The following is a 26,696-nucleotide window of genomic DNA, read 5'->3' on the forward strand; positions in this document are numbered from 1 at the left end:
CGGGCTGAACGGGTGGCCCTCGTGGATCTGCTCGACCGCCTCCTGGCCACGGGCGTGGTCATCAGTGGTGAGGTGACGCTGTCCATCGCGGGCGTCGACCTGGTGTACGTATCGCTGCGTGCCCTGGTGGCGTCCGCCGCCACGGTCGCACCGCCGCCCGAACTACAGGCTCGGCAATGAGCGGCGAGCGGCCGCGGCCGCGGATCGAGCTGGACCGCGACGACTTCGAGCGCGGCTTCGCCAGCCTCGTGCTCACCGTGATCGAGCTGGTGCGTCAGCTCATGGAGCGGCAGGCGCTGCGCCGCATCGACGTCGGCGACCTCACCGACGACCAGGTCGAACGGATCGGCGAGACCCTCATGGCCCTGGAGGAGCGGATGGGCGAGCTGCGGGAGCGCTTCGGGCTGTCCGCCGAGGACCTCGGCATCGGCATCGACCTCGCGTCGCCGCCGTTACCGCCGCGCGAGCGTCCCTGAGCCGAGGCCGACACTAGCGGCGCATCGCGTACCGCAGGTGCGTGACGAGCGAGGTCTGCCGCGCCTGCACCGGCGTCAGCCCGAGCGGGCCGACGCCGTCGAAGAGCCGCTCGCCCCGGCCGAGCACCACCGGCGCGACGTGCAGGCGCAGCTCGTCGACCAGGCCGGCGGCCAGGAACTGGTTGACCGTCGCGGCCCCGCCGGCGACGGCGACGTTGCGTTCCCCTGCCGCCTCCCGGGCCAGCTCGAGCGCCCGGGCGACCCCGCCGGTCACGAAGTGGAACGTGGTGCCACCGTCCATCGGCAGCGGTGCGCGCTCGTGGTGGGTCAGCACGAAGACCGGTGCGTGGTACGGCGGGTCCTCGCCCCACCAGCCGCGCCAGGCGAGATCCCAGTCGCCGCGTCCCGGACCGAACATGTTGCGCCCCATGACGAACGCGCCGGCGTCGGTGATCGCGGCGAGCTCCGCCGCGTTCTCGTCCGCGGCCTCGAACATCCACCGGTGCAGGACGCTCTCGGCGCCCTCCCCCAACGGCGCTTCGAGGCTCTGGTTCGGGCCGGCGACGAAGCCGTCCAGGGACGCGGCGATGTCCACGAAAACCTTGCTCATCTCGGCGGTCCTCTCATCGGGTGCGGGGCCTCGTGCCCCCTTCACACACTGATCGAAGCGGCCCGCGAGTTCTCGACATCCACGCGAAAAAAGAGACCGTGCGGCCGGCCGGTGCGTGGGGCCGCACCGGCCGGGCCGCGGCGGTCACCAGGCGGTCGCGCCGCCGTCGACCGGGTAGTTGGCGCCGGTGATGTAGGACGCCCGGTCGGAGGCGAGGAAGGCGGCCAGCTCGACGATCTCCTCGGGCTGCGCGAAGCGCTTGAGCAGCGTCTTGGCGGTGATCGCGTCCCGGGCCGCCCGGTCGTCGCCGAGATCGCGGTCGCTGGCCGGCGTCAGGACGGGGCCGGGGCTGATCGCCACCGCCCGGATCCCGTGTGGAGCGCCCTCGAGCGCCAGCTGGCGGGTCAGGGCGATGACGCCGGCATTCGCCGCGGTGTGCCCCGCCATCGGGGGGACCTGGCCGCCGATCATGCCGGCCATGGAGGCGATGTTGATGATGACGCCGCCGCCGCGCCGGACCAATTGCGGCCACGCGAACTTCGACACGAAGAACGGTATGTCGAGCTCGCCGGAGATGGTGGTGCGCCAGTCCGCCACGGAGAAGTCCGGCATCGGGCCGAAGCGTTGCAGGGCCGCGTTGTTGTAGACCACGTCGAGCCCTCCGTAGGCGGCCGCGGCGCCCTCGACGAGTCGCCGTGCCTGCTCGGGATCGGTGAGGTCGACCGGGGCGATGCCGGTCATCTCTCCCCCGGCGCTGCGCACGAGCTCGACCGTCTCAGCGTTGGCGTCGGCCTGGATGTCGCATCCCACGACCCTGGCACCCTCGCGCGCGAAGACCAGCGACGCGACGCGTCCCTGGCCGCCCGCGGTACCGGTGATCAGCACGACCTTGCCGTCAAGCGTTCCCATGGGTGTACCTCCGATCGGTGATCTCAGCGGGTGCGCATCGGCGCGAGCGCGGTGCTCCAGGCAATGACCTGCAGGGTGTGCGGCTGGGCGTACTGCCCCATGGACGGCGGCAGCGCCTCGTCCAGGTGCGGCAGCCGGTAGTCGAGCAGGTCGACGAGCTCGAACTCCGCGTCGGTGCGCCGCGCGGCGACCTCCCACACCCAGTGGGCGACGGCCTCGCCGACGCGCCCCGGACGGGTGCTGCCCAGGATGATGCCGATGCTGGTCATTGGTGGTAACCGGCCTTTCGTCGATAAGTGCTTGCTTCGTCAAGCAAGGACTACGCTAGCGCGAGTAACTTGCTTCGCGAAGCAAGTAGACTGTGGCCATGACAACAGAACGTCCGGCGCGGCCCCTCACCCCCGACGAGGACGCGCTGGTCCGCGCGCTGCCCCGGCTGATGTACGCGCTGCCCCGCGCCATCGACGCGGACCTCGTCCGCGAGCAGCAGCTCTCGCTCAGCGAATGGACGGCGCTGAGCCGACTGTCCGAGGCGCCGCAACGCCGGATGCGGATGGGCGAGCTGGCGGCCGCCTGCGAGCTCTCGCTCAGCGGGATGACCCGCATCGTCGGCCGACTGGAGGGCCAGGGCACGGTCGAACGCGTCAGGAGCGACGACGACGCGCGCGGGTGGAGCGCGGTGCTCACCGACGCCGGGGCCGCCCGCCTGGAGCGGGCCTGGCCGAGCAACCTGGCCAGCGTGCGCCGGCACTTCCTCGACCACCTCGAAGGCGTCGATGTCGGCCGGCTCGCCGCCGCAATCCAGCGGGTCGCGGCCGGCCACTGACCGGTCAGGCGGGGAAGTCGACCACGACGGTGAGGCCGCCGCCGCGGCGGGCCCGAGCGGACGCCGTGGCGCCGTGCGCGATCGCGATGGCCCGCACGATCGACAGGCCGAGGCCGTGGTGGCCGTCGTCGGCGACGCGGCGCAACCGCTGGAACGGCTCGAAGAGGCGGTCGACCCGCTCGGGCGGCACCTCGGGGCCGGTGTTGGACAGCACCAGGCGGGCGCGGCCGCCCTCGGTGCGGGTGCTCACCTCGACCGTGCCGCCCGGCTCGTTGTAGTGCACGGCGTTGTCGAGCAGGTTGGCCACCAGGCGGGCGACCAGCCGGGGCTCGCCGACGATCCGGGCCGGCCTGATCGTGGCCGCGAGGCGCAGCCCGCGCTCATGCAGCCGCGCCTCGCGCTCGCGCAGGGCCGCGGCCACGATCTCGTCGAGGTCCACCGGCTCGCCGCCCTCGCGGGCCGACTCGCTGGCCGCCAGGGTGAGCAGGGACTCCAGCAGCGCCCCACGATGGCGGTTGACGGCCAGCAGCTGCTCGAAGTTCGCCCGGTACGACTCGACGGTGGCGCCGGGGTCGATGAGCGGCTCCTCCAGCAGGGCGTGCTCGACGGTGAGCGGGGTGCGCAGCTCGTGCGCGGCGTTGGCGACGAAGCGCTTGTGCCCGTCGAGGGCCAGCTCCAGGCGGCCGAGCAACCCGTCGATGGTGTCGGCGAGGTCCTTGAACTCGTCGCGCGGCCCGGCGACGGCGAGGCGCTCGTGCACGTTGCGGCCGGAGATCTGCTGCAGCGACTCGGTCATCGTGCGGATCGGGCGCAGCATGCGCCCGGCGATGAACCAGCCGAACGCGAGCGAGATCGGCACCATGAGCAGCAGCGCGATGCCGGGCACGAGCAGCAGCTGCTCTCGGAGGTGATCGATGCCGCCGAGCTGGATCAGGTCGCCCGGGCCGGGCCCGGGCAGGGGCGAACGCGCGGGGGCGTCGCCGGGCAGGCTGACGGCGACGCCGCCGGCGAGGGCCAGCAGCACGGCGCCGGACAGGACCGCCGAGATGCAGTACAGCAGCATCAGCCGCCGCCGCAGCCGGTTGGACGGGGTCATGCGCTCAGATCCGGTAGCCGGCACGGGCGACGGTCTCGATGAGCGGCGGGTCGCCGAGCTTGGCCCGCAGCCGGTTGACGGTGGCCTTCACGGTCGTGGTGAACGGGTCGGCGGCCTCGTCCCAGACCCGCTCGAGCAGCTCCTCGGCCGAGATGACCCGCCCGGCGCCGGTGAGCAGGTACTCCAGCACCGCGAGCTCCTTGGGGCTGAGCGGCAGGCGGGCGCCGGCGCGGGTGGCGACCCGCTGGGCCGGGTCGAGGCGCAGGTCGCCGCGGGTGAGCACGGGCGGCGCCGCCGGGCGGGTGCGCCGGGCCACGGCCCGGATGCGGGCGACGAGCTCGGCGTAGGCGAAGGGCTTCGGCAGGTAGTCGTCGGCGCCGAGGCCGAGGCCATCGACCCGCTGCGCGACGGTGCCGGACGCGGTCAGCATCAGCACGCGGGTGGCCGCCTCGCGCTCGACGAGGGCGCGGCACACATCGTCGCCGTGCACGCCGGGCAGGTCGCGGTCGAGCACGACCACGTCGTACTCCACCACGTCCGTGCGCTCGAGCGCGGCGCCGCCGTCGTAGGCGACATCGACGGCCATGCCCTCGCGGCGCAGCACCCGCGCGACCGAGTCGGCCAGCTGCCGCTGGTCCTCCACCACGAGCACCCTCACCGGCCGAGCGTAACGGCGCCGCGGTCACAGGGCGGTCACAGCGGCGCGGACCGTGCTGTGACCGCCCGGGGCCTAGAACTGCGTCGACACCTGTAGACGGGAGACACCAATGACGCCAGTCATCGAGACGGCGGCCCTGAGCAAACGGTACGGCCGGAAGACGGCGCTGGACGACTGCACCATCCGCATCCCGGCCGGGCGGATCGTGGGGCTCGTCGGGCCCAACGGTGCCGGCAAGTCGACGCTGCTGGGCCTCGCCTGCGGCCTGATCGCGCCGAGCGGCGGGCGCATCGAGGTGCTGGGCCGCCCGCCCGCGGCGAGCGCCGCCCAGCTGGCCCGCGTCGGCTTCGTGGCGCAGGACGCGCCCGTGTACTCCGGTCTGTCGGTCGCCGACCACCTGAGGCTGGGCGCCCGGCTCAACCCGGGCTGGGACGCGGGCCTCGCGCAGCGCCGGGTCGAGCGGCTCGGCCTCGACCCGGCGCAGAAGGCCGGCCGGCTCTCCGGCGGCCAGCGCGCCCAGCTCGCCCTGACCGTCGCCGCGGCCAAGCGCGGCGAGCTGCTCATCCTCGACGAGCCGGTCGCCTCGCTCGACCCGGTCGCCCGGCGCGCGTTCCTGCACGACCTGCTGGAGTTCACCGACGAGCTCGGCGTGAGCGTCGTGCTCTCCTCGCACCTGCTGGGCGACCTGGCCCAGGTGTGCGACCACCTGATCGTGCTGGCCGGCGGGCGGGTGCAGATCGACGGCGCCGTGGCCGACCTCGTCGCCGTCCACCACCGGTTGCGCCTCGACGGGACCGGCGCCGGCGCCCTGGACGCGCTGCCGGCCGCGGCGCGGGTCGTGCACACCGAGCGCACGGCGGCCGGGCGGACGGCGATCGTGCGGTGCGCCGACCCGGTGCCCGGCGCCGAGCGCGCCGACCTCGAGGACGTGGGGCTGGCCTACATGATGGCGACGGAGGCACACCGATGATCTGGCTCACCTGGCGGCAGTTCCGCACGCAGGCGTTCGTCGCCGTGGCCGGGCTGGTCGTGGTCGGCGCCTACCTGGTGTACCTCGGCCTGCGCATCCGCCACGACTACACCGCCGGCATCGTCAACTGCCTGCCGTCGGACTGCTCCACGACCCGGCGGACGTTCTCGGAGCGCTACGAGGGCCCGGTGGCGCTGGCCGGGGCGCTGCTGATCGGCGTGCCGGGGCTCATCGGCATCTTCTGGGGCGCGCCGCTGGCCGCCCGGGAGCTGGAGACGAAGACCGACCGCCTCGTGTGGAACCAGAGCGTCACGCGGGTGCGCTGGCTCGCGGTGAAGCTGGCCGTGCTCGGCGCCGCCGCGATCGCGGTCACCGGGGCGTACAGCCTGCTGCTCACGTGGAGCGCCAGCCGCTACGACCAGTTCGCCGGGGACCGGTTCGCGGCGATGAACTTCGCGGCGCGCAACGTCACTCCGCTGGGGTATGCCGCGTTCGCGTTCGCCCTCGGCACCGTCGTCGGGCTGCTGGTGCGCCGCACGGTGGCGAGCATGGCGATCGTCGCCGGCGTGTTCGCCGTGGTCCAGATCGTCGTGCCGGCCGTGGCGCGCGACCACCTCATGCCGCCGGTCACCACGAACGTGGCGTTCGCCGCCGACGTGATGGAGCACGCCGACGGCTTCGGCATGAACCCCACCTCGGCGCACCTCATCGGCTACACGATGCCGGGCACGTGGCCGATGCAGGGGGTGAGCCAGGTGTACAACGCCGACGGAACGCCGTACACGGCCGCGCAGGCGCGGGAGTGCATGAAGGGCGAACCGGCCGAGAACATGGCGTGCACGGCCGAGCAGAACCTGCACTTCTCGTACACGTACCAGCCCGGGCACCGCTACTGGCCCTTCCAGTGGATCGAGACGGCGGCGTACACCTGCCTCGCCGCGCTGCTGACCGCCTTCGGCCTGTGGTGGGTGCGCCGCCGGATCACACTTCGCTGAGCACGATGCCGAACTCGGCGGCGACCGCGCCCGCCTGCTCGGGGGTGAGCAGCAGGTAGTGGTCGTCGCCGGGTTGGTCCTTCTCGACGTGGAAGAACCGCCGCGGGTCGCCCTCGGGCGGGTTGAGGCAGGAGATCTGCTCCCACACCGCCATCGGGTTCAGGTAGTCGTCGTCGGGGCCTTCGGCGTCCAGCCACCAGGACGTGGGCCGGCCGTTGACGTTGAAGGTGAGCTGGTCGGCGCCGGGCTCGTCGAAGTGGAACGCGACGTCGGTGACGACGACCGACCCGCCGCTGAGCGCCGCCGCCTCCTCGAGAATGCCCCGGTACGCGGGCTCGACCGCATCGACGTCCTCGCCGTGCACGGCCACCGCCACGCCGAGGTCGGCGAAGACCCCGCCGTCGAACTCCTCGACCGGTGTGTCGATCCAGGCGTCGGTCAGCTCCTGCCGGCGCTCGGCCGGCGCCACCCCGAGCTCGATGAGCCGGTCCAGCACATCCCCGTAGGTCGTCATGCCTGGCATCGTGCCAGTCATCGTTCGGCCATGTGGCCCCGTGTCACGCCCGATTTAAACCATTTGACGGCATCGATAATCTGATCCTCCGTACCTTTGACCGGTCGCACGGCGCGAGGTCGAGGGGGGCCCGACCCTCTCGAACCTCAGGAGTCACGATGCGCCGGGCACCCGCCCTCTCCTTCCTCCTCGTCACCGTTTTCGTCGACATGCTCGGCCTCGGCCTGGTCGTGCCGATCGTGCCGGCCCTGATGACGGCCGTCACCGGCCACGCCGCGGACGCCGCCCGCTGGTCCGGCGTCATCGGCTCGAGCTACGGCGTCCTGCAGTTCCTCTCCGCGCCGCTGCTGGGCCGGATCTCGGACCGCTACGGCCGCCGCCCCGTGCTGCTGGCGTCGCTGGCCTGCCTCGGCGTCGACTACCTCGGGCACGCGATCGCCCCGACGGCCTGGCTGCTGCTGCTCTTCCACGCCCTCGCCGGCGCCTGCGCGGGCACCAACACCGTCGTCAACGCCTACATCGCCGACGTCACCGAGCCGGACCGGCGCGCCCGCGCGTTCGGCCTGGTCGGCTCGGCCTTCGGGCTCGGCTTCGTCGCGGGACCCACGGTCGGCGGCCTGCTCGGCGCCGTGGACGTGCGCCTGCCGTTCTACGCCGCGGCGGGCCTCGCGTTCGCCAACGTCGCATACGGGTACCTCATCCTGCCCGAGTCGCGCCGCGGCGACCGCACCACGCCGCTGACCCTGCGCCACGCGAACCCGTTCGGCTCGCTCGCCGCCGTGCTGCGCCGCCCGATGCTCGGCCGGCTCGCCTCCGCCCGCTTCTGCGCCGACGTCGCCCGGATGACCAACCAGTCGGTGTGGACGTTCTTCGTGGCGTACCAGTTCGCCTGGGGCACGGCACACGTCGGCATCACGATGGCCGCCGCCGCGCTGGCGGGCGCGGCGTTCCAGGCCCGCCTCGTCGCCCCGGCGGTGCGACGGCTCGGCGACAAGCGCGCCGCGGTCCTCGGCGGCGCGCTGGGCGTGGCCGCGGTCGGCGGCACCGCGTTCGCGTCCGCGCCGTGGGCGCTCTACGCGCTGCAGGCCGTCGGCGTGCTCAGCTCGGTCGGCGCCGCGGCGGCGCAGTCGTGGCTGTCCGGCGCCACCGGCCCGGAGGAGCAGGGCACGGTCCAGGGCGCGCTGACCGGGATCGGTGCTATCGCGGAGGCGGCGGTCCCGGCCGCGGCCGGCGCGCTGTTCGCCTGGTCGCTGGCGTACTCGAGGCCCGGCCTGGTGTTCCTCGCCGCGGCAGCCTTCGCCGCCGCGTCGACCCTGCTGCTGGCCACGACGCCCACCCGGGCCGCGATTTCCCCCGAACGTTCGCCGTACGCTGGGTAGAGAGCCTTCCGGCCATCCAACCAGCAAGAGCGCGGGAGCTCACCATGTCGCATCACCTTGATACGCCGCTCGCGGCGCAGGACGGGCAGCTGTTCATCGACGACCTCTACGTCTTCGGCGGGCGCGGGAGCACGGTGTTCGTGCTCGACGTCAACTCCGACGTCACCGGGGCGTTCGCACGGCCGGGGTTTCACCCGGAGGCGCGCTACGAGTTCAAGGTGCACGTCGACGGGGGCGAGATCGAGGAGCTGACCTTCCGGGTGGCGTTCGGCGAGCCGGGCGCGGACGGGCGGCAGCCACTGCAGCTGTACGCGCTCACGGACGCGGACGCGCGCGACGACGGGGCCGGCGGGACGCTGATGCTGCAGGGGCGCACCGGCGAGGCCGCCACGGCGCCGCTCGCGCGGATCTGGGCCGGGCGCGTGCACGACCCGTTCTACATCGACCTGGGGCTGCTGTCGAAGGTCAACGCGGCGATGCGCGACGGTACCGCGCCCGACCTGTCGTCGTGGCGCCCGGGCGAGGCGCGCAACAGCTTCAGCGGTACCACAGTGGAATCGATCGTGCTGGAGATCCCGCACGCGCATCCGGTGCTGCGCCCGGGCGCACGCATCGGGGTGTGGGCCGCAACGCGGCTGGCCACCGACGCCGGCGGGTGGCGGCAGGTCAACCGGGCCGGGCATCCGATGATGTGGCCGATCTTCTGGCCCGACGACGTCCGCTTCGACGACCCGGCCAACACCCGCCACCCGGCCGACGACCTGGCGGACGACGGCAAGCACCTCGCCGACCACGTCGCCGCCGTCGTCGCGGCCGGCGGGACGGCCGAGGACCCGCACGGCTACGGCACGGCGGTGGCCTGGCGGCTGTACCCCGACGTGCTGCCGTACGTCGTGGGCACGCCGGCGTCCTACGGCTTCTCCGGGTTCAACGGCCGCACCCTGGCCGACAACGCGCCCGAGGTCATGCTCTCGCTCGTCACCAACACGGCGGTGCCGAGCGGGCTCGGGCCCTCGGTGTCGGCGCACCTGCGCCCGGCCGATTTCCCGTATCTCGTGCCGGCCTGACGCCGTACGGCCCCGGCGGGTGTCCGCCCGCCGGGGCCACTCATGCCTCAGGAGGGCTTCAGGAGGGGCTTCAGGAGGGCTTCAGGAGGGCAGGGTCCAGCGCTGATCAGTCGCCCCGCGGCAGGGTACGAGCTGCTGCCGCACACCGCCGACGTGATGCTCACGGCGTGGGCACCGACCGCCGAGGCGTGCATCGAGGAGGCGGTACGGGCACTCGTCGCCTGCTTCGCCGACGTCCGTGCGGCCCGCCCGGCACGCATGGTCGGGTTCGCCTGCGAGCCGGCACTCGACGACGAGCTGCTCGTGCAGGTGCTGGAGGAGGCCATCTACCTGCTCGACACCGAGGACGTGGTGCCGGTCCAGGTGGCGGTCGCTCGGACCGCGCAGGGCGGCCTGGCCGGTGACTTCGGCGTCATCGCGCGCTCGGACGTCCCGCTGGTGGGCCCGTTACCGAAGGCGGTCACCCGGCACGGGCTGCGGTTCGCACGACACAGCGGGCAGTGGCGGTGCCAGACCGTCATCGACGTGTGAACCGACCAGCACCCGCACCGGCCGGCTCAGCCCTTCACGACACCGACCGGCACGAGCCGGGCCACCGGGTCGGCGAGACGAGCCCGCCGGCAGGTGTGGACCACCTCGTCCACGTCCTTGTAGGCCTCCGGCGCCTCCTCGGTCAGCCCGCGCTCGCTCGCGCCGCGGACCAGGACGCCGGCCGCGGCCAGCTCGCGACGCACCGCCTCGACGGGCGCCTGCCGGACGGCGGCATGACGGCTGAGGGTGCGTCCGGCACCGTGGCACGCGGAGTGGAACGCCCGCCCGTCGGTCACACCCACGAGCACATACGAGGCGGTGCCCATCGAGCCGGGAACCAGCACCGGCTGGCCCACCGCCCGGATCGGGTCCGGCAGGTCGGGGTGGCCGGGCGGGAAGGCCCGCGTGGCACCCTTGCGGTGTACGCACAGTTCCCGGGCCGCCCCGTCGACCATGTGCCGCTCCAGCTTGGCGAGGTTGTGCGACACGTCGTACAGCAGCCGCACCTCCCCCAGGCCGGCGTTGCGGAAGCAGCGCCGGACGGCGTGGGTGAGCAGTTGCCGGTTCGCGCGGCCGTAGTTGGCCGCCGCGGCCATCGCGGCCAGGTAGCGCCGGCCCTCCGGGGACGTCACCGGGGCGCAGGCCAACTGCGGATCGGGCACCCGGATGCCGTACCGCTCCATCGCGGACAGCATGACGCGGACATGGTCGGAGCAGATCTGGTGCCCCAGTCCCCGCGACCCGCAGTGGATCATCACGCAGAGCAGGTCCGGCCGCAGGCCGAGTGCGCCGGCCACCCGCTCGTCGTAGATCCGGTCGACGGCCTGGACCTCCAGGAAGTGGTTGCCCGAGCCGAGGCTGCCCACCTGGCCCTTGCCCCGGGCCAGCGCACGCGCGCTCAGGGCGCCGGGGTCGGCACCGGCCACCGCGCCGCCGTCCTCGCAGAAGGCCAGATCCCCCGGGTCTCCGAATCCACGTTCGACCGTGTACGCCGAGCCACCGAGCAGGATCTCGTCCAGCTCGGCCGGCTGGACGGCCGGCAGGACGCCGCCGCGGCCCATGCCCCGCGGCGTCGCCGCCCCGAGCAGGTCCATCAGGCGTCCCACATGCGGCGCCGCGTCGGCACGGGTCACGGTCGAGGTGTGCAGCCGCACGCCGCATGAGATGTCGAAACCCACTCCACCCGGGGAGATCACCCCGCCTTGGGCCGGGTCGGTGGCCGCCACCCCGCCGATCGGGAACCCGTACCCCCAGTGGACGTCCGGCATGGCGTACGACGCCTCGACGATGCCGGGCAGCGTCGCCACGTCCGCCACCTGCTGCAACGCCTGGTCCCCCGGCGCGTCCGGCAGCAGGCCCGCGGTGGCGAACACCACCCCGGGCACCCGCATCGCCCCGGCCGGCTCGATACGCCACCGGCATTCCCCATCCGCCACGACACTGACCATGACGTTCTCCTGACACTCGGGTCTGTCCCGTTGTCTCTCTTCATTCTGGTCGGCATGGGGCGGTTGCGTCCGCGGAAACTACCGGGCAAACGGAAAAGGGCGGCCGTGCGGCCCCGGCGGGCGAGCGCCCGCCGGGGCCGTCGACGGGTCAGGACGGCAGGGTCCAGCGCTGGGCGTTGGTCCCGTTGCAGTCGTAGATCTGCAGCTGCGTGCCGTCCGTGGTACTGGAGTTCGGCACGTCCAGGCAGCGGGCCGACTGCGGGTTGCGCAGCGCGCCCGTCCCGGTGTCGTACGTCCACTGCTGGGCGCCGCTGCTGTTGCAGTCCCACAGCTGCACGAGGGAGCCGTTCGCGGTACCGCTGTTGGACACGTCCATGCACTTGCCGAGCGCGCGAAGCGTGCCGTCGCCGGGCAGCGTCCACTGCTGCGCGGACGACGTGTTGCACGTCCAAATCTGGATCTTCGTGCCGGACGCCGAGCTCGCGCCGTTGACATCGGCGCACTTGCCGGCGATGGCCGAGGCGATCCGGCCGGTCGGCGCGTGCGGGACCGTCCAGTGCTGCGCGTTGCTGCCGTTGCAGTCGTAGATCTGCAGCTGCGTGCCGTCGGTGGTGCTGGAGCCGGGGTCGTCGAGGCAGCGGCCGGACTGCGGGTTGCGCAGCGCGCCGGTGCCCGAGTCGTACGCCCACTGCTGCGCCGCCGAGGCGTTGCACGTCCACAGCTGCACCAACGTGGCGTTCGCGGTGCCGCCGTTGGACACGTCCAGGCACTTGCCGAACGCCTGCAGCGTGCCGTTCACCGGCGTCCACGACTGCGCGAGCGAGCCGTTGCACGACCACAGCTGCACCTTGGTCCCGTCGGCGGTGCCGGAGTGGTCGACGTCGACACACTTGCCCGCGATCGCCGAAGTGATCGGGCCGGTCGCGCCGCCCGGGTTGGTGGGCGGCTGGCCGCCTCCGTTGCCGTTGTACGACGGCGGCGCCGACGTGGCGGCCGTCGCCCACGACGTGTTGGCGGCGGTGCCGAGCACGAAGTCCAGCGTCCCGCCGCCCAGCGCGAACGACGCCGGCAGGAAGGCGTTGTTCCACGCGGCGCCGTTGAGGTTCAGGCTCTGCACGTACGGCGCGTTGGTCGCCGCCGCCGGCGCGTTGATCGTGATGGTCCCGCCCCCGCCGAGGTGCACGACCGCCTGCGTGAACAGCGGGCTGCCCAGCGCCATGTCGGAGGTGCCCGGGGTCTCGGGGAACATGCCCAGCGCCGACCACACGTACCAGGCGCTCATGGTGCCCAGGTCGTCGTTGCCGACGCCCCAGTTCGCCGGGTTGTTCGGCCACAGCTGGTTCTGCACCTGGCGCACGACCGCCTGCGTCTTCCACGGCTGGCCGACGTAGTCGTACTCCCACGGCAGCTCGATCGACGGCTCGTTGCCGAGGTCGGCGTGCGTGCCGCCGCTGCCGTTGAACGCCGACAGCACACTGTCCAGATAGGACACCAGGGCCGCGTTGCCGCCCTTCGCGTCGGCCAGGCCGCGGACGTTGAAGGGGACCATGCCGGTGTACTGCCACGAGGTGCCCTCGACGAAGTCGTCGCCCGAGGCGGGGTTGAAGCCGGCCTTCCAGCCGCCGTTCGCGAGCTTCGGCTGCATGAAGCCGCTGGCGGTGTTGAGCATGTTGCGCCAGTCCTGCGCGCGGTTGACGAACTGGTCGCGTGTGGTCGTGTCGCCCAGCGCGCCGGCGAAGGCGCCGACGGCGAAGTCGGCGGTGTTGTACTCCAGCAGCGTCGACACCGGCCCGTAGAAGTTGCAGCAGCCGTACGCGCCGTCGGAGGGCAGGTAGCCGAGGCCCGCCAGGTAGTTCAGCCCCGGCCGCGCGCCGTTGGCCACGGTTGCCTGGCGCACCATGGCGTTCTTGGCCGCCGCGGTGTCGAAGCTGCGCGCCCCGAAGGCGTAGTAGCCGGCGATGATCCCGTCGGCGGGGTCGCCGACCATCACGTAGGTCTCGCCGTTGTAGAACGACCACTTCGGCAGCATGCCGCCCTGCGCGTAGTCGTTGACCATCGACTGGGCGCTGTCGGACATCTGCTGCGGCGCGACGAGCGCGGACAGCTGCGCCTGCGAGCGGTAGATGTCCCAGCCGGAGTAGTTGCCGTACTGCGCCTGGTGCCCGGCGGTCACGGTGTGCACCGCGTTGTCGAAGCCGCGGTACTGCCCGTTGCTGTCGCTGACGACGTTGGGGTGCAGCAGCGCGTGGTACAGCGAGGTGTAGAACATCACCTGCTGGTCGCTCGTCCCGCCGCTGATCTGGATCCTGTTCAGCAGCGCGTTCCACGCGTCGTGGGCCGCCGTGCGGGTGCCGTTGAAGTCCCAGCCGGCGTTCTCGGCCGCGCGGTTGCCGGCCGCGTTGGCCGCCGACACGAACGAGATGCCCACCTTGGCCTGCACGACCTGGTTGCCGCCGGCGTCGAAGGTGACCGACCCGAGCCCGTTGCTGAACCCGCTGGAGCTGAAGGCGCGGTCGAAGACGACGTCGTAGAAGAGCGTGTAGTGGTACGCCGAGCCGCAGAAGCCGCCCGCGGTGACCGACCCGCTCACCTCGGTGCTGCTGACCGCGGTGAACGACGGGTTGGTCGTGCCGGTCATCGCGCTCGTGAGCTTGAACAGCAGGTTGGCCTGCCCCGTGGCCGGGAACGTGAAGCGGGCCATGCCGGAGCGGGTCGTCGCCGTGAGCTCGGCCTTGACGTTGTTGCCGAGCGTGACGGTGTACGCCCCGGCGCTGGCCGACTCGTTGGCGTGCGAGTAGGAGACGCTGGCAGTGTTGGCCACGGCGCCGACGGTGGGCAGGATCGGCACGTCGCCGGTGGCGTCGCACCCGGGCCCCGACAGGTGCGTCAGGCTGAAGCCGGTGATCGCCGTGTCACCGTAGGCGTAGCCGCCCCCTTGGGCGCGCGAGGGCGTGTCCGGGCTCCACTGCACCATGCCGAACGGCGCATCGGCGCCCGGAAACGTGTTGCCGCCGTGGCTGGTGCCGAGGCGGGGGTTGACGATCGCGGCCGGGTCGGAGACGGGCGCCGCGGCCGCCGTCCCGGCCCCGAACAGCAGGACCGGCGTGGAAACCGTCGCAACGGTCGCGAGCGCAAGCCCCGCAACCCTGACTCTGGCGGAAGACATGCACCCATGGAAGACCTTCGATTATCAGATGTCAATATTTGACAGAACCTGTGCGCTATACGCCCCCGCAGACGTTGACTTTTGTTGACAGTTAGCGAAACGATGTGACCTCCACGCCGGCTCGGGCCCGCCGGAAGGCGACGGCGACCGCGCAGAAGAGCGCGCCGCCAATGAGGAAGTAGAGGTCGATCGCGCTGGTCGACCAGCGGGTGTATGCCGTCGGGTGCGCGTCGCCGAGCTCCTGCTCGTAGGTCAGGCCGGTCAGCCCCTTGCCGGCGAGGCCGGTGGCGCGCAGTAGCGTGTCGAGCAGGCCGGACAGGCCGCGAAGGGCCAGCAGCGCGCCGCCGATCCAGGAGCAGGCGACCAGCGGCCACGCGGGAATCCGGGCTCCCCAGCGTTGGTACAGCGCGAGCGGCACCACCGCACCGACGACGAACATGACGGCGAGGACGCCGGTGAAGACCCGCGCCCCCGTGCTGTCGGCCGCCGGCGTGGTCCTGCTCGCGTCCCCGAAGCCGAACTGCCCGCCGAGCGCCCAATAGACGTGCATCGCCGCAAACAGCACGACCCAGCCGAACGCGACTCGCCCGATCCCCCGTGTCGTCACGCCCTCAGGGTGTCCGCCCCGCACTGTGGGCAAGCTGAGCGACACTGATAGCCATCTCAGCCGGACGATGTCCGGAGAACGTGATGGCCGTCGTGTGCCTGTGTCCGGTGGCGATCCTGATCGTCCTCGCCGTGGTGCTCAGGGGCCGGGACGGGACCACGAACGCCGCCGGCGCGCCGCCCGCGACGCCGACCACCCCGAGTTATCCGGCCACGCCGCAGCGCTCGCGCTGTAGCTGCAGCTACGGCAGTGCGCCGTGCATGTGCGGGAACGGCTACGAGTACGTCAACGGGCAGCCGCGCAACCATGGGCTCTGCGGCGGCAGCGGGAAGCTGCGCTGCCAGATGTGCGACGGCAGCGGGTACCGCGCCTACTGAGCCCGCGGCGGCGGCGCGGTCGAGGCGCGCGGGACCAGCGCCGGGGCCTCGGCGGCGTGCGACGGCGGATCGAGGTGGCGCATGACGTCGAACAGGGTCTGTGTCACGTCGGCACCGAACGAGTAGATGTCGTGGCGCATGGCCGACAGGGTGGGCCGGGTCAGCTGGCACAGCTGGGAGTCGTCCCACGCCAGCAGTGACAGGTCCCGTGGTACCTCGAGGCCGAACTCGGCGGCGACGCCCAGCGCGGTCACGGCCATGATGTCGTTGTCGAAGACGATGGCGGTCGGGCGCTCGGGCGACAGCAGCAGCGTGCGGCAGGCTCGGCCGCCCTGGTCGGCGGAGAAGTCGGCGACGACGGTCTGCGCCTGGACGCCCAGCTCGCCGCAGGCCTGCGCGAACGCGGTGGTGCGGATGACGCTGTGGCCGAGGTCGGCGGGGCCGCTGACGCGGGCGATGCGGCGGTGGCCGAGCGCCGCGAGGTACCGCACGGCCTCGGTGATGGCGGCCGCGTCGTCGGTCCAGACGGCGGTGAACGGGCCGGCGAGGGACGGGTGGCCGACGACGACGGCGGGCAGGCCGATCGCGGCGAGCGCGGGCACCCGCGGGTCGTCGACGCGCAGGTCGACGAGGATGCTGCCGTTGACGCGGTTGCCCTGCCACCACTCGCGGTGCACGGCGATCTCCTCGTCCGGCTCGATCAGGCGCAGCAGCAGCGAGCAGGAGTGACGGCCCAGGACGCTCTCGATGCCGGAGATGAACTCCATGTAGAACGGCTCCAGGCCGAGCATCCGGGCCGGGCGGGCGATGGCCAGGCCGACGGTGTGCAGGGCCTGGCTGGACAGCGAGCGGGCCGCCTGGTTCGGGCTCCAGCCGAGGTCGGACGCGGCCTGCAGGATGCGGGTCCGGGTGGCCGTGGAGATGCCGGGCCGGTCGTGCACGGCGAGCGTGACGGCCGCGGTCGAGACGCCGGCGCGCTTGGCGACGTCCCGGATCGTGACCCGCCGCGCCCCGCCCGCCGCCTCCATGCGACCGATCCTGGCACGTTCCCGGAGCCCCGCGCGGGCCGGGGCCGCGACGCGCGGCCCCGGCCCCGGGGTGGTTCAGGCGGGCAGATGCCAGAGCTGCCAGGCGTTGGCGTTGGAGTCCCAGATCTGCAGTCGCGTCCCGTTGGCGGTCGATCCGCCCGGGTCGTCGAGGACGCGCCCGGACTGCGGGTTGCGCAGGTGCCCGTCGGGCTGTGCGGCCCACTGCTGGGCCCCCGAACCGTTGCAGTCCCACAGCTGGATCTTCGTGCCGTTCGCGGTACCTTGGCCGGTCACGTCCATGCACCTGCCGAGCGCCCGGATCGTGCCGTCCGTCCCGACCGTCCACTGCTGTGCCGCTGTGCCGTTGCAGTCGTAGAGCTGCACCGCCGTGCCGTTGGCCGAACTTGCGCCGGCGACGTCGACGCATTTGCCGCCGGCACCGGTGATGGCGCCCGTCCGGGAACCGCCGCCACCGGTCGTGATGTGCACCTCGCCCTGGCTGAGGGTGCGCGGGTCGTTGTAGCCGGCGCGGATGTAGTCGTCCGTGGGGTTGTAGTCGCGCATGGTCAGCCAGTCCAGCCAGACGCTCCAGTACACCCACTTCGGCTGCGCCGCCATCTGGCTCGGCTGCGGCACGCTGCCGACCTCGGCCAGCGCCATCGGCTTCTTCGTGCCGGCGATGTTGCCCAGCGCCTGGTACCAGTCCGAGGACGGGAACTTGTCGACCCACACGTCGAGCGCCACGACGTCGACGTAGGCGTCGCCGGGGTAGTAGCTCGCGGCCTGCGACGCGGCGCCGGCCACGTCCTTGAGCGCCCACACCCAGACGATGTTGTTGAGGCCCTTGGACTCGAGGTAGTCGTGCGTGATCTGGTACAGCCGGGCGCTGCCGTTCGGCCCCGCCTGCCCGCCCCACCAGGCCCAGCCCTCGTTCATCTCGTGCAGCGGCCGGAACATGATGGGGATGCCCGCGTCCTTGAGCTGCTGGAGGTAGGGCACGAACTGGTCGAGCTTGCGCTTGTAGGCGGTGTTGAGCGAGGTGCCGTCCTGCACGATCTGGCCCCACTCCGCCGCGGACAGCTTGCTGCCCTTGACGGGATTGGAGCCGCCCTCGAAGGCGCAGGTGGCCACGTCGGGCCGGCAGGCGTGCATGGTGAGCGAGCCGAGCGTGCCGTTGTTCCACTCGGTCCTGGCCTGGTTGATGACGGTCTGGCGGTTGTCGATGTCGTTCTGGCTGAAGCCGAAGTCGCCGCCCCACAGGCCCGGGTACTGGCCGGTGATGTCGTGCACCGTCTGGATCCACTGGCCTGGGTTGTTGTTCGCGCCGCCCTGCTGGCCGGACAGCGTGTTACGGCCGGTGAGGCCCTTGAGGTAGGCGATGACGTCGGCCCGCGTGACGCCGGCCGGCGCGGGCGGTGCCGCCGAGGCCGCGCCCTGGGTGACGGCGAACGCGATGCCGGTGACGACGGCCGCGGCGGCGGTCATCCTGAAGCGTGGTGACATGGGGTGCCTCTCGGGGTCAGGCGGGGAGGTGCCAGAGCTGCCAGGCGTTGGCGTTGGAGTCCCAGATCTGCAGCCGGGTGCCGTTGGCGGTCGAGCCGCCCGGGTCGTCGAGGACGCGGCCGGACTGCGGGTTGCGCAGGTGCCCGTCGGGCAGTGCGGCCCACTGCTGCGCGCCGGAGCCGTTGCAGTCCCAGATCTGCAGCTTGGTGCCGTTGGCGGTGCCCTGTCCGGTCACGTCGAGGCACTTGCCGAGCGCCCGGATCGTGCCGTCGGTGCCGACGGTCCACTGCTGCGCGGCGGTGCCGTTGCAGTCGTAGAGCTGCACGGCGGTACCGTTGGCGGAACCGGAACCTGCGACGTCGACGCATTTGCCGCCGATGCCGGTGATGGCGCCCGTCCGGGAGGAGCCGCCTCCGCCTGAGATCGCGAGCTGGCCCTGGTTCAGGGTTCGCGAGTCGTTGAACGTGGCCTGGATGGCGGAGTTGCAGTTGCACGAGGTCAGGTACTCGGACCAGATCATGAAGTACGCCCACAGCGGCTGCGAGGACAGCTGCGCCGCCGACGGGACGTTGCCGACCTCGGCGAGGGCGATCGGCTTGCCGTGCGAGACGCTGACGATGGCGTTGTACCAGTCCTGCGGCGGCCAGCCGTGCGCCCAGGGGTCGAGGGTCACGACGTCGACGTAGGCGTCGCCGGGGTAGAACGAGGCGACCGAGCCGGAGCTGCCGTTGTCCTTGACGTTCCACACCCAGATGAGGTTCGTCAGGCCCTTCGACAGCAGGTAGTCGTGGGTGATCTGGTACAGCCGCGCGCTGCCGGCGGAGCCCGAGCGCCCGCCCCACCAGGCCCAGCCTTCGCTCATCTCGTGCAGCGGCCGGAAGAGCACCGGCACGCCGGCGTCCTTGAGCTGCTGCAGGTAGGGCACCGCGGTGTCGAGCTTGGCCTTGTACGCGTTGTTCAGCGACGTGCCGTTGGTGATGAGCTGGGTCCATTCCGTCGCCGACAGCGAGCTGCCGTTGACGCCCCCGTCGAACTCGCACGTGGCCACGTCGGGCCGGCACATGTGCCAGGTCAGCGCGACCAGCGAGCCGTTGGCCCACTCCGTCCTGGCCTGGTTGATCATCGTCTGGCGGTTGGCGATGTCGTCGGAGCGGAAGCCCAGCTCGCCGCCCCACAGGCCCGGCCACTTGCCGGTGATGGTGTGCGCCTGCGCGGTGTACGCCGACGGCGAGCTCAGCGGCTCCTTGTTGTGCACGCCGCTGATGACGTGGTTGCCGCTGATCTGGTGCAGGTAGTCGACGACCGCCGCGGGCGTCGAGGCGCCGAACGCCGAGGCCTGCGACGGGAAGGCGGCCAGGCCGCCCACGGTGACGACGACGGCGGCCGCGATGGCCGCGCGCGCCCTGGTGAACAGTCGTGCTCTCACGGGGAGCCCTTCCTGGGGTGTGTCTGCGGGGACTGGAACGTTGAAGTACGCCGGACGTGGCGGTACACCGGCGTCGGCTTCAAGCGAACAGAGACATTGACATCGACCAAGCCCGGGCCTAACTTCTGAGCAACTTACTCGGTTCGGTGCGGCCCTTGTCAAGCCCAGCTGTTAAGGCTCTTGCCAATCCGGCGGGAGAGGAGGCCATCGATGCATGCGATCACGGGTCGTGAATACGACAGCCGGGAACGCCGGGCCCGGGACGGCCATCAGAGCCGGCATGGTACGCAGACTGCTCATCGTTTCCGTCATTGCGCTCACGCTCGGCGCCTGCCGGCCCGGGACGGACGACCCGCCGGCACCGGGTCCGCTCAGCTCCCCCACGACGGCCGCGGTCGCCGGCCCGGTCGCCTTCCACGTGAACCTCGGCGCCGGCCAGACGCTCGACACCCGCCCGGTGCCGCCGGGCGGATGCCCCGGCCTGGACGCGCGCGTCGACCTGGGCCGCGGCGTCGACGTCCGCTTCGCCGCCTACGGCTCCGCCTGCGACGCGGGCGACAACGCCCGCCCCGGCAACGGCCGCCACGGCGTCTTCCGCACGACCGCGGACATCCCGCCCGAGCGCCGCGCCGGCGCCACCACGGTGCACACCGCGCTCGGCGAGGCGACGGTCTTCACGCAGCCGTACTACGAGTGCACCAACTCGTGCCACAACTACACCGAGGCGGTCGCGCTGATCACGCTCGACCGCCCGGCCGACCCGGCGTACCGCACGCTGACCGCCTACGCGGAGAAGGGCGAGGCGTCCCAGGACCGCCTCACCGAACTGCTCCGCAACCAGCTCACCGCCTGACCGGGATCACTGGACGTTGAGCAGCGCCAGCAGGGCGCGGCGCTCGGCGGCGAAGCCGGGCGCGTCGGTGGCGCGGGGGCGCGGCAGCGACACGGGCCGGTTCTCCACGATCCGGCCCGCCTCGAGGATCAGGACGCGGTCGGCCAGCAGCAGCGCCTCGTCGACGTCGTGGGTGACGAGCAGCGCGGCGAAGCCGTGGTGCTCGCGCAGCCGGCCGAACAGCGCCTGCATGCGCAGGCGGGTGAGCGCGTCCAGCGCACCGAACGGCTCGTCGAGCAGCAGCAGGTCGGGGCGGCGCACGAGGGCGCGCGCGAAGGCCACCCGCTGTGCCTGGCCGCCGGACAGCTCGGCCGGCCAGGCGCCGGCCCGCTCGGCGAGGCCGACCTCGGTGAGCGCCTCGTCCACGCGCGCCGGCAGGTCGCCGCCGCGCACGCCGAGGGCCACGTTCGCGCCGACCCGCTTCCACGGCAGCAGGCGATGCTCCTGGAAGACCACGGCGGTCGTGCCATCGGTGCGGTACGAGCCGGTCGCCTCCTCGTCGAGGCCCGCGAGGACGCGCAGCAGCGTGCTCTTGCCCGAGCCGCTGGCGCCGAGCAGCGCCACCACCTCGCCGCGGGCGACGGTGAGGTCGACGGCGTCGAGGACCACGGCCGGGCCGAAGGCGCGCCGCACCCCGGCCGCGACCGCTACGTCGCCCGCAGTCCCCGGCGCCATGCCAGCGTCCTCCTCTCGGCGTAGCGCAGCGCGAGATCGGAGAGCAGGCCGAGCAGCGCGTAGGCGACCAGGCCCAGCACGACGATGTCGGTCTGGCTGAACTCGCGGGCCTCCATCATCATGAAGCCGAGGCCGCCCTGGCCGTTGACCTGCTCGCCGACGACGAGGCTGAGCCAGCCGGCGGCGAAGGCGAGCCGCACGCCGAGGAACAGCGAGGGCAGCGCGCCGGGGATGACGACGTGCCGGAGGCGTTCCAGGGCGCTCAGGCCGCACGCCCGCGCCGCCTCGACCAGCCGCTCGTCGATGTTGCGGATGCCGGCGTAGGTGTTGAGGTACACCGGGAAGAACGCCCCCAGCGCGACCAGCGTCACCTTGAGCGACTCGCCGATGCCGACCCAGATGATGAGCAGCGGCACCAGGCCGAGGTGCGGCAGCATGCGGGCCATCTGCACGGTCGGGTCGACGAGGTCGTCGCCGAGCCGGGCGAGGCCCGCAAGGGCGCCGAGCGCGAGGCCGAGCAGGCCGCCGATGAGCAGGCCGAGCAGCGCCCGCTGGATCGAGTCGAGCAGGTAGTCGCCGAGGGTGCCGTCGGCGGCCAGCCGCGCGCCGGTTCGCAGCACGGCGCTGGGCGCCGGGAGCTTGTCGGTGTCGAGCAGCCCGGCGCGTGCGCCGCCCTCCCACGCCGCGAGCAGGGCAAGCGGCGTGACCGCGCGCCGCCACCGCCGGGCGCGCACCCGGCGGGCGGCGGCCGGCGGTGCGGCGGTGGTGGCCGCGGTACCGCGGGCGAGCACCGTCATCGCAACAGGTCCGAGAACTGCTCGTCGACGCGCGCCTTGATGTCGACCTTGACCGGGATCAGCTGCAGGTCGGTGAAGCCGTCGGAGATCTGCTGCAGCTCGGCGCCGATCTCCGGGGTGACCGCGGCGAGCGGCTGGGCGCTGCGCGCCAGGGCCCGGCGGGCGGCGTCCTCGGGGATGCCGAGCTCCGGTGCCAGGACCTTCACCCGCTCGTCGGGGTTGGCGATGCCCCAGTCGGTGACCTGCCGGTAGGTCTTGAGGAACTCGCGGATCTTCCCCGGCTTGCTCTTCAGCGCCTGCGGGGACACCAGCAGGTACTCCCGGTTGTTGGCCAGGCCCGTGGCGTCGACGAGCACCTTGACGCCGGGCGACTCGGCGAGGGCGAAGTACGGGTCCCAGATGATCCAGGCGTCGACCTGGTCGTTGTCGAAGGCGGGGCGGGCGTCGGCGGGCTTGAGGTACTGCACGTCGATGTCCTTGATGGTCATGCCGTTGGCCTCGAGCAGCCGCACGAGCAGCCAGTTGACGTTCGAGCCCTTGTTGAGCGCGACCTTCTTGCCCCGCAGGTCCTTGAAGGAGGTGTACCCCTTGTTCGCCTTCACCAGCACGGCCTCGCCCTTCGGCACCGGCTGCGAGGTGCCGATGATCCGAAAGTCGATCTTCCCGGCGGCGGCGAAGATCGGCGGGGCCTCGCCGACCTGGCCGATGTCGATGGCGCCGGCCTTGAGCCCCTCGGTGAGCGCCGGCCCGCTCTCGAACAGCGACCAAGCGGTGCCGGGCGCCTCGGCCTTGCGGGCCTTGACCAGGCTCAGCCCGCCGAAGCGCTGGTAACCGACGCGCAGTGGCTCCTCGGCCGCGCCGGGTGCGGCGGCGGACTCGGGGGTCTTGTCGGCGCAGCCGGCGACCAGCGACGCGCTCAGCAGCAGCGCGCCGGCCAGGACGGCCGTGAGTCGACGCATCGGTGCACTCCCATGGGCTCGGAGGAATTCCAATGGCACCGGACTATACCCACTACACCTACCGATTGAATAGGATAAGGCAGTGACGCTCACCTTCCACTGGTTCCTGCCCACGTACGGCGACAGCCGCGACATCGTCGGCGGCGGGCACGGCCTGCCCGCCGGTTCGGCCGGTGGTGCCCGCCCGGCCACCGTCGCGTACCTCGGCCAGATCGCCCGCACCGCCGAACAGCTCGGGTTCGTCGGCGCGCTCACCCCCGCCGGCCTGTGGTGCGAGGATGCGTGGCTGTCCACCGCGATGCTGGTGGAGGTGACCGAGCGCCTGAAGTTCCTGGTGGCCTTCCGCCCCGGCCTCATCTCGCCGACCCTGGCCGCCCAGATGGCGGCCACGTTCCAGCGCCTCTCGCGCGGCCGGCTCATGCTCAACGTCGTCACCGGCGGCGAGAGCCACGAGCAGCGCGCCTACGGCGACCACCTCGACAAGGACGCCCGCTACGAGCGCACCGGCGAGTTCCTGCACATCGTGCGCGCCCTGTTCCGCGGCGAGGCGGTGACCTTCCGGGGCAGCCACCTGCACGTCGAGGACGCTCAGTTGCAGCGCCTGCCCGATCCGGTGCCCGACGTCTACTTCGGCGGCTCGTCGCCGTCCGCGCTCGCGGTGGCGGCCGAGCACGTCGACGCGTACCTCACGTGGGGCGAGCCGCCGGACGCCGTGGCCGAGAAGCTGTCGCGCATCACGAAGCTGGCCGCTGACCGCGGCCGCACCCTGCGGCTGGGCATCCGGCTGCACGTCATCGCCCGCGACACCGCCGACGAGGCGTGGGCGCAGGTGCGGCGCCTGCTCGACGGCATCGACCAGGCCACGATCGAGCGGGTGCAGGCGGGCCTGGCCCGCAGCGAGTCCGAGGGCCAGCGCCGGATGCTCGCCCTGCACGGCGGCCAGCGCGACGCCCTGCACATCGCCCCCAACCTGTGGGCGGGCGTCGGCCTGGTCCGCGGCGGCGCGGGCACCGCGCTCGTCGGCAGCCACGCCGAGATCGCGGACCGGATCGAGGAGTACCACCGGCTGGGCATCACCGAGTTCATCCTGTCCGGCCACCCGCACGTCGAGGAGGCCTACTGGTTCGGCGAGGGCGTCCTGCCGATCCTGGCCGCGCGCGGCCTGTGGCAGCACCCGGCCGCGGCCGCGGCGGAGCCCGCGTCGGTGCCGTTCGCCGCGCGCTGAGGCGGCCCGCGGTCACGGCCGGGCGGCGAGTCCGTCCAGCACGAGCGCCAGCAGGTGCTCCCGGCGCTCGGTGAGGCCCGGCGCCTGCTCGGCGATCCAGCCGACGGCGCTCGCCAGCGCGAACAGGTCGACGCCGGTCACGTCCGCGCGGATGTGACCGGCGCGCTGGGCGCCCTCGAGCAGCGCGCCGGCGGACCGGCGCATGGCCAGGCAGGAGGCGTGCAGCGGCGACTCGTCGTCCCGCAGCGTCGCCATGATGGACTCGGGCAGGCCGCGATACCGGCCGGCGCCCTGCACGAACTCCTCGAGCCAGCGCGTGAGGGCCTCGCCCGGCGGGTGCGCCTCGGCGAGCGCCGCGGCCCGCGCGGCGAGCCCGTCGAAGCGCTGGCGCAGCAGCGCCTCCAGCAGCGCCTCCCGGCTGGGGAAGTGCCGGTACAGCGTGCCCATCCCGACGCCGGCCCGCCGGGCGACGTCGCGCAGCGACGCCTGCGTGCCGTCCTGCTCCACCACGGTGCGGGCGACCGCGAGGATCCGCTCGTAGTTGCGCTGCGCATCGGAGCGAGTCACGTTCACCAGCCTCTGTGGTTGACAAGTGGAGCAGTGCTCCACCTATGCTACAACCAACGATTCGGAGCGGTGCTCCACTTCACCGCGGAGCCTGGGAGGCGCGTTGCAACGGGACACGATGATGGCGATTCGGTACCACGAGCAGGGCGGGCCTGAGGTCCTGACGTACGAGGCGGTGCCGGTGCCCGAGCCCGCACCCGGCGAGGTGCTGGTCCGCGTCCACGCCGCCGGGCTGAACCCGCCCGACTGGTACGCGCGCGGCGGCTTCGCCGCGATCCCGGCGCAGCTGCGACCGAAGGTCCCCCTGCCCTCGATCCCCGGCTCCGACCTGTCCGGCGTCGTCGTGGCGGTGACCCCCGGGGTGACCCGGTGGCGGGTCGGCGACGCCGTCCTCGGCATGGTGCGCTTCCCCTCGCTGGGCAACGGCGCCCGCGCCTACGCCGAGTTCGCCACCGCGCCGCAGGAGCATCTCGCCCGCAAGCCCGCCGGCCTCAGCCACGTCGAGGCCGCCGGCCTGCCGATGGCCGGGCTCACGGCCTTCCAGCAGCTGTTCGGCGGCCTCGGCAGCGGCCTGACCGGCGCCGAGCCGCGCGACTTCACGCCGCTGGTGCCCGGCGCCCGTGCGCTGGCCGGCGCGGCGCTCGCCGGGCGCACCGTGCTGGTCAACGGCGCCGCCGGCGGCGTCGGGCACTTCCTCACGCAGCTCACCCGGGCGCAGGGCGCCACCGTCGTCGCGGTCGCCTCGGGCCGGCACGAGACGTTCCTGCGCGGGCTCGGCGCCGACCGGTTCGTGGACTACACGCGCCAGCACCCGGCGGACGCGGAGCGCGGGGTCGACCACCTCTTCGACACCGTCGGCGGCCCGGAGGCGTTCCGGCTCGTCGCGGCGGTCCGCGACTGCGGCGTGGTCAGCCCGATCTTCCACGGCGAGTTCCACCGCGAGGAGGCCGCGGCCCGGGGCGTCACCTTCCGGTCGGGCCAGGTGCGCTCCGACGGTGACCAACTGGCCGAGCTCGCCCAGCTCGTCGACGAGGGCCGGCTGCGGGTCGCCGTGGACAGCGTGTTCGGGCTCGCCGACGCGGCAAAGGCGCACGAGCGCGCCGAGCGCGGGCACATCCAGGGCAAGGTCGTTCTCGAGGTGGTCCCGGTCGGCGCGGGCGGGTGATCCGGCCTGTCAGGGCAGGATCGCGTCCACGTAGCCGCCGTCGACCCTGACGGCGCCGCCGGTGGTCGCCGAGGCCAGCGGCGAGCTCAGGTACACCACCAGGTTGGCGATCTCCTCGGGCTCGATGAGGCGTTGCAGGAGCGACTGCGGGCGGTACCGCCGCATGAACTCCCGCTGCGCCTCGTCCCACGGCAGATCGCGGTCGACGAGCTCGTACACGAAGTCCTCGACTCCCCCGGTGTGCGTCGGCCCGGCGATCACCGAGTTGACCGTCACACCACTGCCGGCCGCCGCCTTGGCGAAGCCCCGCGCGACGCCCAGCAGCGCCGTCTTCGACACCCCGTAGTGGATCATCTCGGCGGGGATGACGACGGCGGAGTCGCTGGCGATGTACTGCACCCGCCCCCAACCGCGGGCCATCATCCCCGGCAGGTAGGCGCGAGTGAGCCGCACGGCGGCCAGCACATTGGTCTCGAAGTAGCGCCGCCACTCGTCGTCGCCGATCTCCAGCGCCGGCCGGCTGCCGAAGATCCCGAGGCTGTTCACGAGGATGTCCACCTCGGGCAGCGCCTCGAGCACCTCCCGGGTCCCCTCGTCGGAGGCGACGTCACCCGGCGCCGCGACGAAGTCACCGCCGCCGAAGCGCCGGATCGCCTCGGCCACGGCGTCGCCGCCGCGCCCGTTCACGGCAACGCGGGCCCCGGCCCGGGCCAGCCCGGCGGCGATGGCCGCCCCGATCCCGCGGGTGGATCCGGTGACGAGCGCGGTCCGCCCGGTCAGGTCGATCTGCATTGCACCAATCGTGCCACTTTCACGTGCGCACGGCCCGA

Annotated in this window: 29 protein-coding genes; 12 read left to right on the forward strand and 17 right to left on the reverse strand. The window is 72.8% G+C overall.

Translation table 11 applies throughout. The features are described from left to right. The first annotated feature begins 21 nt into the window (after positions 1-21). Complete coding sequence (locus ABD901_RS27540; RefSeq protein ID WP_345130648.1) at positions 22-180, forward strand: gas vesicle protein; 159 nt, start codon at positions 22-24, stop codon at positions 178-180. Further along, entirely contained in the window at positions 177-476 is a 300-nt protein-coding gene (locus ABD901_RS27545) for a gas vesicle protein K (RefSeq protein ID WP_345130650.1), read from the forward strand. The genes ABD901_RS27540 and ABD901_RS27545 overlap by 4 nt, the downstream gene beginning before the upstream one ends. A gap of 13 nt (positions 477-489) precedes the next feature. On the opposite strand, the gene ABD901_RS27550 is transcribed toward ABD901_RS27545, so the two are convergent. The 3 genes from ABD901_RS27550 to ABD901_RS27560 all read right to left on the reverse strand — a co-directional run bounded on the left by ABD901_RS27550 (position 490) and on the right by ABD901_RS27560 (position 2,264). After that, positions 490-1,086 (reverse strand): dihydrofolate reductase family protein, encoded by a 597-nt coding sequence (locus ABD901_RS27550; RefSeq protein WP_345130652.1) that lies wholly within the window; start codon positions 1,084-1,086, stop codon positions 490-492. Positions 1,087-1,230: 144 nt separating this feature from the next. Further along, positions 1,231-1,995 carry an SDR family NAD(P)-dependent oxidoreductase gene (locus ABD901_RS27555; protein ID WP_345130654.1) on the reverse strand — a complete coding sequence of 255 codons (765 nt, stop codon included), beginning with the start codon at positions 1,993-1,995 and terminating at the stop codon, positions 1,231-1,233. 23 nt (positions 1,996-2,018) lie between these two features. After that, positions 2,019-2,264 carry an NADPH-dependent FMN reductase gene (locus ABD901_RS27560; protein ID WP_380134279.1) on the reverse strand — a complete coding sequence of 82 codons (246 nt, stop codon included), beginning with the start codon at positions 2,262-2,264 and terminating at the stop codon, positions 2,019-2,021. Between the two features lie 98 nt (positions 2,265-2,362). On the opposite strand from ABD901_RS27560, the gene ABD901_RS27565 reads away from it, so the two are divergent. Beyond that, entirely contained in the window at positions 2,363-2,821 is a 459-nt protein-coding gene (locus ABD901_RS27565) for a MarR family winged helix-turn-helix transcriptional regulator (RefSeq protein WP_345130656.1), read from the forward strand. 4 nt (positions 2,822-2,825) lie between these two features. On the opposite strand, the gene ABD901_RS27570 is transcribed toward ABD901_RS27565, so the two are convergent. Continuing rightward, positions 2,826-3,917: a sensor histidine kinase gene (locus ABD901_RS27570; protein ID WP_345130658.1), complete on the reverse strand. Its 1,092-nt coding sequence runs from the start codon at positions 3,915-3,917 to the stop codon at positions 2,826-2,828. A gap of 4 nt (positions 3,918-3,921) precedes the next feature. Next, positions 3,922-4,575: a response regulator transcription factor gene (locus ABD901_RS27575; RefSeq protein WP_345130660.1), complete on the reverse strand. Its 654-nt coding sequence runs from the start codon at positions 4,573-4,575 to the stop codon at positions 3,922-3,924. Between the two features lie 109 nt (positions 4,576-4,684). Here ABD901_RS27575 and ABD901_RS27580 point away from each other — a divergent pair, with 109 nt between their 5' ends. Together ABD901_RS27580 and ABD901_RS27585 are read left to right on the forward strand one after the other, a co-directional pair. Continuing rightward, positions 4,685-5,545 carry an ABC transporter ATP-binding protein gene (locus ABD901_RS27580; protein ID WP_345130662.1) on the forward strand — a complete coding sequence of 287 codons (861 nt, stop codon included), beginning with the start codon at positions 4,685-4,687 and terminating at the stop codon, positions 5,543-5,545. After that, positions 5,542-6,540, forward strand: a complete 999-nt coding sequence (locus ABD901_RS27585) for an ABC transporter permease subunit (protein ID WP_345130664.1) — start codon at positions 5,542-5,544, stop codon at positions 6,538-6,540. The genes ABD901_RS27580 and ABD901_RS27585 overlap by 4 nt, the downstream gene beginning before the upstream one ends. On the opposite strand, the gene ABD901_RS27590 is transcribed toward ABD901_RS27585, so the two are convergent. Continuing rightward, entirely contained in the window at positions 6,527-7,054 is a 528-nt protein-coding gene (locus ABD901_RS27590) for a hypothetical protein (RefSeq protein WP_345130667.1), read from the reverse strand. The two genes, ABD901_RS27585 and ABD901_RS27590, sit on opposite strands and share 14 nt — an antisense overlap. A 158-nt stretch (positions 7,055-7,212) precedes the next feature. Here ABD901_RS27590 and ABD901_RS27595 point away from each other — a divergent pair, with 158 nt between their 5' ends. The 3 genes from ABD901_RS27595 to ABD901_RS27605 are packed head-to-tail and all read left to right on the forward strand — an operon-like array spanning position 7,213 to position 10,031. Continuing rightward, on the forward strand, positions 7,213-8,433 hold the full coding sequence (locus ABD901_RS27595) for an MFS transporter (RefSeq protein ID WP_345130669.1): 1,221 nt from the start codon (positions 7,213-7,215) through the stop codon (positions 8,431-8,433). Between the two features lie 44 nt (positions 8,434-8,477). Next, positions 8,478-9,500 carry a DUF4331 family protein gene (locus tag ABD901_RS27600; protein ID WP_345130672.1) on the forward strand — a complete coding sequence of 341 codons (1,023 nt, stop codon included), beginning with the start codon at positions 8,478-8,480 and terminating at the stop codon, positions 9,498-9,500. A gap of 42 nt (positions 9,501-9,542) precedes the next feature. Beyond that, on the forward strand, positions 9,543-10,031 hold the full coding sequence (locus ABD901_RS27605) for an archease (RefSeq protein ID WP_345130674.1): 489 nt from the start codon (positions 9,543-9,545) through the stop codon (positions 10,029-10,031). 26 nt (positions 10,032-10,057) lie between these two features. Here ABD901_RS27605 and ABD901_RS27610 read toward each other — a convergent pair whose 3' ends face one another. From ABD901_RS27610 to ABD901_RS27620, 3 genes are all read right to left on the reverse strand, one after another. Next, positions 10,058-11,479, reverse strand: a complete 1,422-nt coding sequence (locus tag ABD901_RS27610) for an RtcB family protein (RefSeq protein WP_345130676.1) — start codon at positions 11,477-11,479, stop codon at positions 10,058-10,060. A gap of 148 nt (positions 11,480-11,627) precedes the next feature. Next, complete coding sequence (locus tag ABD901_RS27615; protein ID WP_345130678.1) at positions 11,628-14,645, reverse strand: lectin; 3,018 nt, start codon at positions 14,643-14,645, stop codon at positions 11,628-11,630. Positions 14,646-14,736: 91 nt separating this feature from the next. Continuing rightward, positions 14,737-15,252, reverse strand: a complete 516-nt coding sequence (locus ABD901_RS27620) for a DUF3995 domain-containing protein (protein ID WP_345130680.1) — start codon at positions 15,250-15,252, stop codon at positions 14,737-14,739. Positions 15,253-15,335: 83 nt separating this feature from the next. On the opposite strand from ABD901_RS27620, the gene ABD901_RS27625 reads away from it, so the two are divergent. After that, positions 15,336-15,629, forward strand: coding sequence for a hypothetical protein (locus tag ABD901_RS27625; RefSeq protein WP_345130682.1), 294 nt, complete (start codon positions 15,336-15,338; stop codon positions 15,627-15,629). Here the strand turns inward: ABD901_RS27625 and ABD901_RS27630 are convergent. From ABD901_RS27630 to ABD901_RS27640, 3 genes are all read right to left on the reverse strand, one after another. Next, positions 15,623-16,657: a LacI family DNA-binding transcriptional regulator gene (locus ABD901_RS27630; RefSeq protein ID WP_345130684.1), complete on the reverse strand. Its 1,035-nt coding sequence runs from the start codon at positions 16,655-16,657 to the stop codon at positions 15,623-15,625. The genes ABD901_RS27625 and ABD901_RS27630 overlap by 7 nt on opposite strands. A gap of 75 nt (positions 16,658-16,732) precedes the next feature. Next, entirely contained in the window at positions 16,733-18,160 is a 1,428-nt protein-coding gene (locus ABD901_RS27635; RefSeq protein WP_345130687.1) for a glycosyl hydrolase, read from the reverse strand. Between the two features lie 16 nt (positions 18,161-18,176). Then, the gene (locus ABD901_RS27640; RefSeq protein ID WP_345130689.1) at positions 18,177-19,586 is read right to left on the reverse strand and encodes a glycosyl hydrolase; all 1,410 of its coding nucleotides are present in this window, start codon (positions 19,584-19,586) and stop codon (positions 18,177-18,179) included. 280 nt (positions 19,587-19,866) lie between these two features. Between ABD901_RS27640 and ABD901_RS27645 the strand changes: the two genes are divergently transcribed. After that, the gene (locus ABD901_RS27645; RefSeq protein ID WP_345130691.1) at positions 19,867-20,439 is read left to right on the forward strand and encodes a hypothetical protein; all 573 of its coding nucleotides are present in this window, start codon (positions 19,867-19,869) and stop codon (positions 20,437-20,439) included. A 6-nt stretch (positions 20,440-20,445) separates the two neighbouring features. On the opposite strand, the gene ABD901_RS27650 is transcribed toward ABD901_RS27645, so the two are convergent. The 3 genes from ABD901_RS27650 to ABD901_RS27660 are packed head-to-tail and all read right to left on the reverse strand — an operon-like array spanning position 20,446 to position 22,909. After that, positions 20,446-21,153, reverse strand: coding sequence for an ABC transporter ATP-binding protein (locus ABD901_RS27650; RefSeq protein ID WP_345130693.1), 708 nt, complete (start codon positions 21,151-21,153; stop codon positions 20,446-20,448). Then, positions 21,126-21,950, reverse strand: coding sequence for an ABC transporter permease (locus tag ABD901_RS27655; RefSeq protein WP_345130695.1), 825 nt, complete (start codon positions 21,948-21,950; stop codon positions 21,126-21,128). Before ABD901_RS27655 ends, ABD901_RS27650 begins: the two co-directional genes overlap by 28 nt. Further along, positions 21,947-22,909 carry an aliphatic sulfonate ABC transporter substrate-binding protein gene (locus ABD901_RS27660; RefSeq protein WP_345130697.1) on the reverse strand — a complete coding sequence of 321 codons (963 nt, stop codon included), beginning with the start codon at positions 22,907-22,909 and terminating at the stop codon, positions 21,947-21,949. Before ABD901_RS27660 ends, ABD901_RS27655 begins: the two co-directional genes overlap by 4 nt. Before the next feature lie 82 nt (positions 22,910-22,991). On the opposite strand from ABD901_RS27660, the gene ABD901_RS27665 reads away from it, so the two are divergent. Further along, positions 22,992-24,134 (forward strand): LLM class flavin-dependent oxidoreductase, encoded by a 1,143-nt coding sequence (locus ABD901_RS27665; protein WP_345130699.1) that lies wholly within the window; start codon positions 22,992-22,994, stop codon positions 24,132-24,134. Positions 24,135-24,146: 12 nt separating this feature from the next. On the opposite strand, the gene ABD901_RS27670 is transcribed toward ABD901_RS27665, so the two are convergent. Beyond that, entirely contained in the window at positions 24,147-24,701 is a 555-nt protein-coding gene (locus tag ABD901_RS27670) for a TetR/AcrR family transcriptional regulator (RefSeq protein ID WP_345130703.1), read from the reverse strand. A 118-nt stretch (positions 24,702-24,819) separates the two neighbouring features. Between ABD901_RS27670 and ABD901_RS27675 the strand changes: the two genes are divergently transcribed. Then, a complete protein-coding gene (locus ABD901_RS27675; protein ID WP_345130705.1) occupies positions 24,820-25,866 on the forward strand; it encodes an NADP-dependent oxidoreductase in 1,047 nt (348 codons plus the stop codon). 9 nt (positions 25,867-25,875) lie between these two features. On the opposite strand, the gene ABD901_RS27680 is transcribed toward ABD901_RS27675, so the two are convergent. Further along, a complete protein-coding gene (locus ABD901_RS27680; protein ID WP_345130706.1) occupies positions 25,876-26,658 on the reverse strand; it encodes an SDR family NAD(P)-dependent oxidoreductase in 783 nt (260 codons plus the stop codon). Positions 26,659-26,696: the final 38 nt, after the last annotated feature.

This window comes from Dactylosporangium darangshiense (assembly GCF_039537565.1).
Taxonomy (GTDB): Bacteria; Actinomycetota; Actinomycetes; order Mycobacteriales; family Micromonosporaceae; genus Dactylosporangium; species Dactylosporangium darangshiense.

Bases quoted from the DNA above. Each gene is read 5' to 3' on its own strand.
- ABD901_RS27645 (WP_345130691.1), top strand. From the start codon at position 19,867: ATGGTACGCAGACTGCTCATCGTTTCCGTCATTGCGCTCACGCTCGGC.
- ABD901_RS27610 (WP_345130676.1), bottom strand. From the start codon at position 11,479: ATGGTCAGTGTCGTGGCGGATGGGGAATGCCGGTGGCGTATCGAGCCG.
- ABD901_RS27550 (WP_345130652.1), bottom strand. From the start codon at position 1,086: ATGAGCAAGGTTTTCGTGGACATCGCCGCGTCCCTGGACGGCTTCGTC.
- ABD901_RS27680 (WP_345130706.1), bottom strand. From the start codon at position 26,658: ATGCAGATCGACCTGACCGGGCGGACCGCGCTCGTCACCGGATCCACC.
- ABD901_RS27565 (WP_345130656.1), top strand. From the start codon at position 2,363: ATGACAACAGAACGTCCGGCGCGGCCCCTCACCCCCGACGAGGACGCG.
- ABD901_RS27650 (WP_345130693.1), bottom strand. From the start codon at position 21,153: ATGGCGCCGGGGACTGCGGGCGACGTAGCGGTCGCGGCCGGGGTGCGG.
- ABD901_RS27595 (WP_345130669.1), top strand. From the start codon at position 7,213: ATGCGCCGGGCACCCGCCCTCTCCTTCCTCCTCGTCACCGTTTTCGTC.
- ABD901_RS27580 (WP_345130662.1), top strand. From the start codon at position 4,685: ATGACGCCAGTCATCGAGACGGCGGCCCTGAGCAAACGGTACGGCCGG.
- ABD901_RS27675 (WP_345130705.1), top strand. From the start codon at position 24,820: ATGATGGCGATTCGGTACCACGAGCAGGGCGGGCCTGAGGTCCTGACG.
- ABD901_RS27630 (WP_345130684.1), bottom strand. From the start codon at position 16,657: ATGGAGGCGGCGGGCGGGGCGCGGCGGGTCACGATCCGGGACGTCGCC.
- ABD901_RS27600 (WP_345130672.1), top strand. From the start codon at position 8,478: ATGTCGCATCACCTTGATACGCCGCTCGCGGCGCAGGACGGGCAGCTG.
- ABD901_RS27605 (WP_345130674.1), top strand. From the start codon at position 9,543: ATGCCTCAGGAGGGCTTCAGGAGGGGCTTCAGGAGGGCTTCAGGAGGG.
- ABD901_RS27560 (WP_380134279.1), bottom strand. From the start codon at position 2,264: ATGACCAGCATCGGCATCATCCTGGGCAGCACCCGTCCGGGGCGCGTC.
- ABD901_RS27660 (WP_345130697.1), bottom strand. From the start codon at position 22,909: ATGCGTCGACTCACGGCCGTCCTGGCCGGCGCGCTGCTGCTGAGCGCG.
- ABD901_RS27585 (WP_345130664.1), top strand. From the start codon at position 5,542: ATGATCTGGCTCACCTGGCGGCAGTTCCGCACGCAGGCGTTCGTCGCC.
- ABD901_RS27655 (WP_345130695.1), bottom strand. From the start codon at position 21,950: ATGACGGTGCTCGCCCGCGGTACCGCGGCCACCACCGCCGCACCGCCG.
- ABD901_RS27545 (WP_345130650.1), top strand. From the start codon at position 177: ATGAGCGGCGAGCGGCCGCGGCCGCGGATCGAGCTGGACCGCGACGAC.
- ABD901_RS27570 (WP_345130658.1), bottom strand. From the start codon at position 3,917: ATGACCCCGTCCAACCGGCTGCGGCGGCGGCTGATGCTGCTGTACTGC.
- ABD901_RS27555 (WP_345130654.1), bottom strand. From the start codon at position 1,995: ATGGGAACGCTTGACGGCAAGGTCGTGCTGATCACCGGTACCGCGGGC.
- ABD901_RS27615 (WP_345130678.1), bottom strand. From the start codon at position 14,645: ATGTCTTCCGCCAGAGTCAGGGTTGCGGGGCTTGCGCTCGCGACCGTT.
- ABD901_RS27635 (WP_345130687.1), bottom strand. From the start codon at position 18,160: ATGTCACCACGCTTCAGGATGACCGCCGCCGCGGCCGTCGTCACCGGC.
- ABD901_RS27625 (WP_345130682.1), top strand. From the start codon at position 15,336: ATGGCCGTCGTGTGCCTGTGTCCGGTGGCGATCCTGATCGTCCTCGCC.
- ABD901_RS27590 (WP_345130667.1), bottom strand. From the start codon at position 7,054: ATGACGACCTACGGGGATGTGCTGGACCGGCTCATCGAGCTCGGGGTG.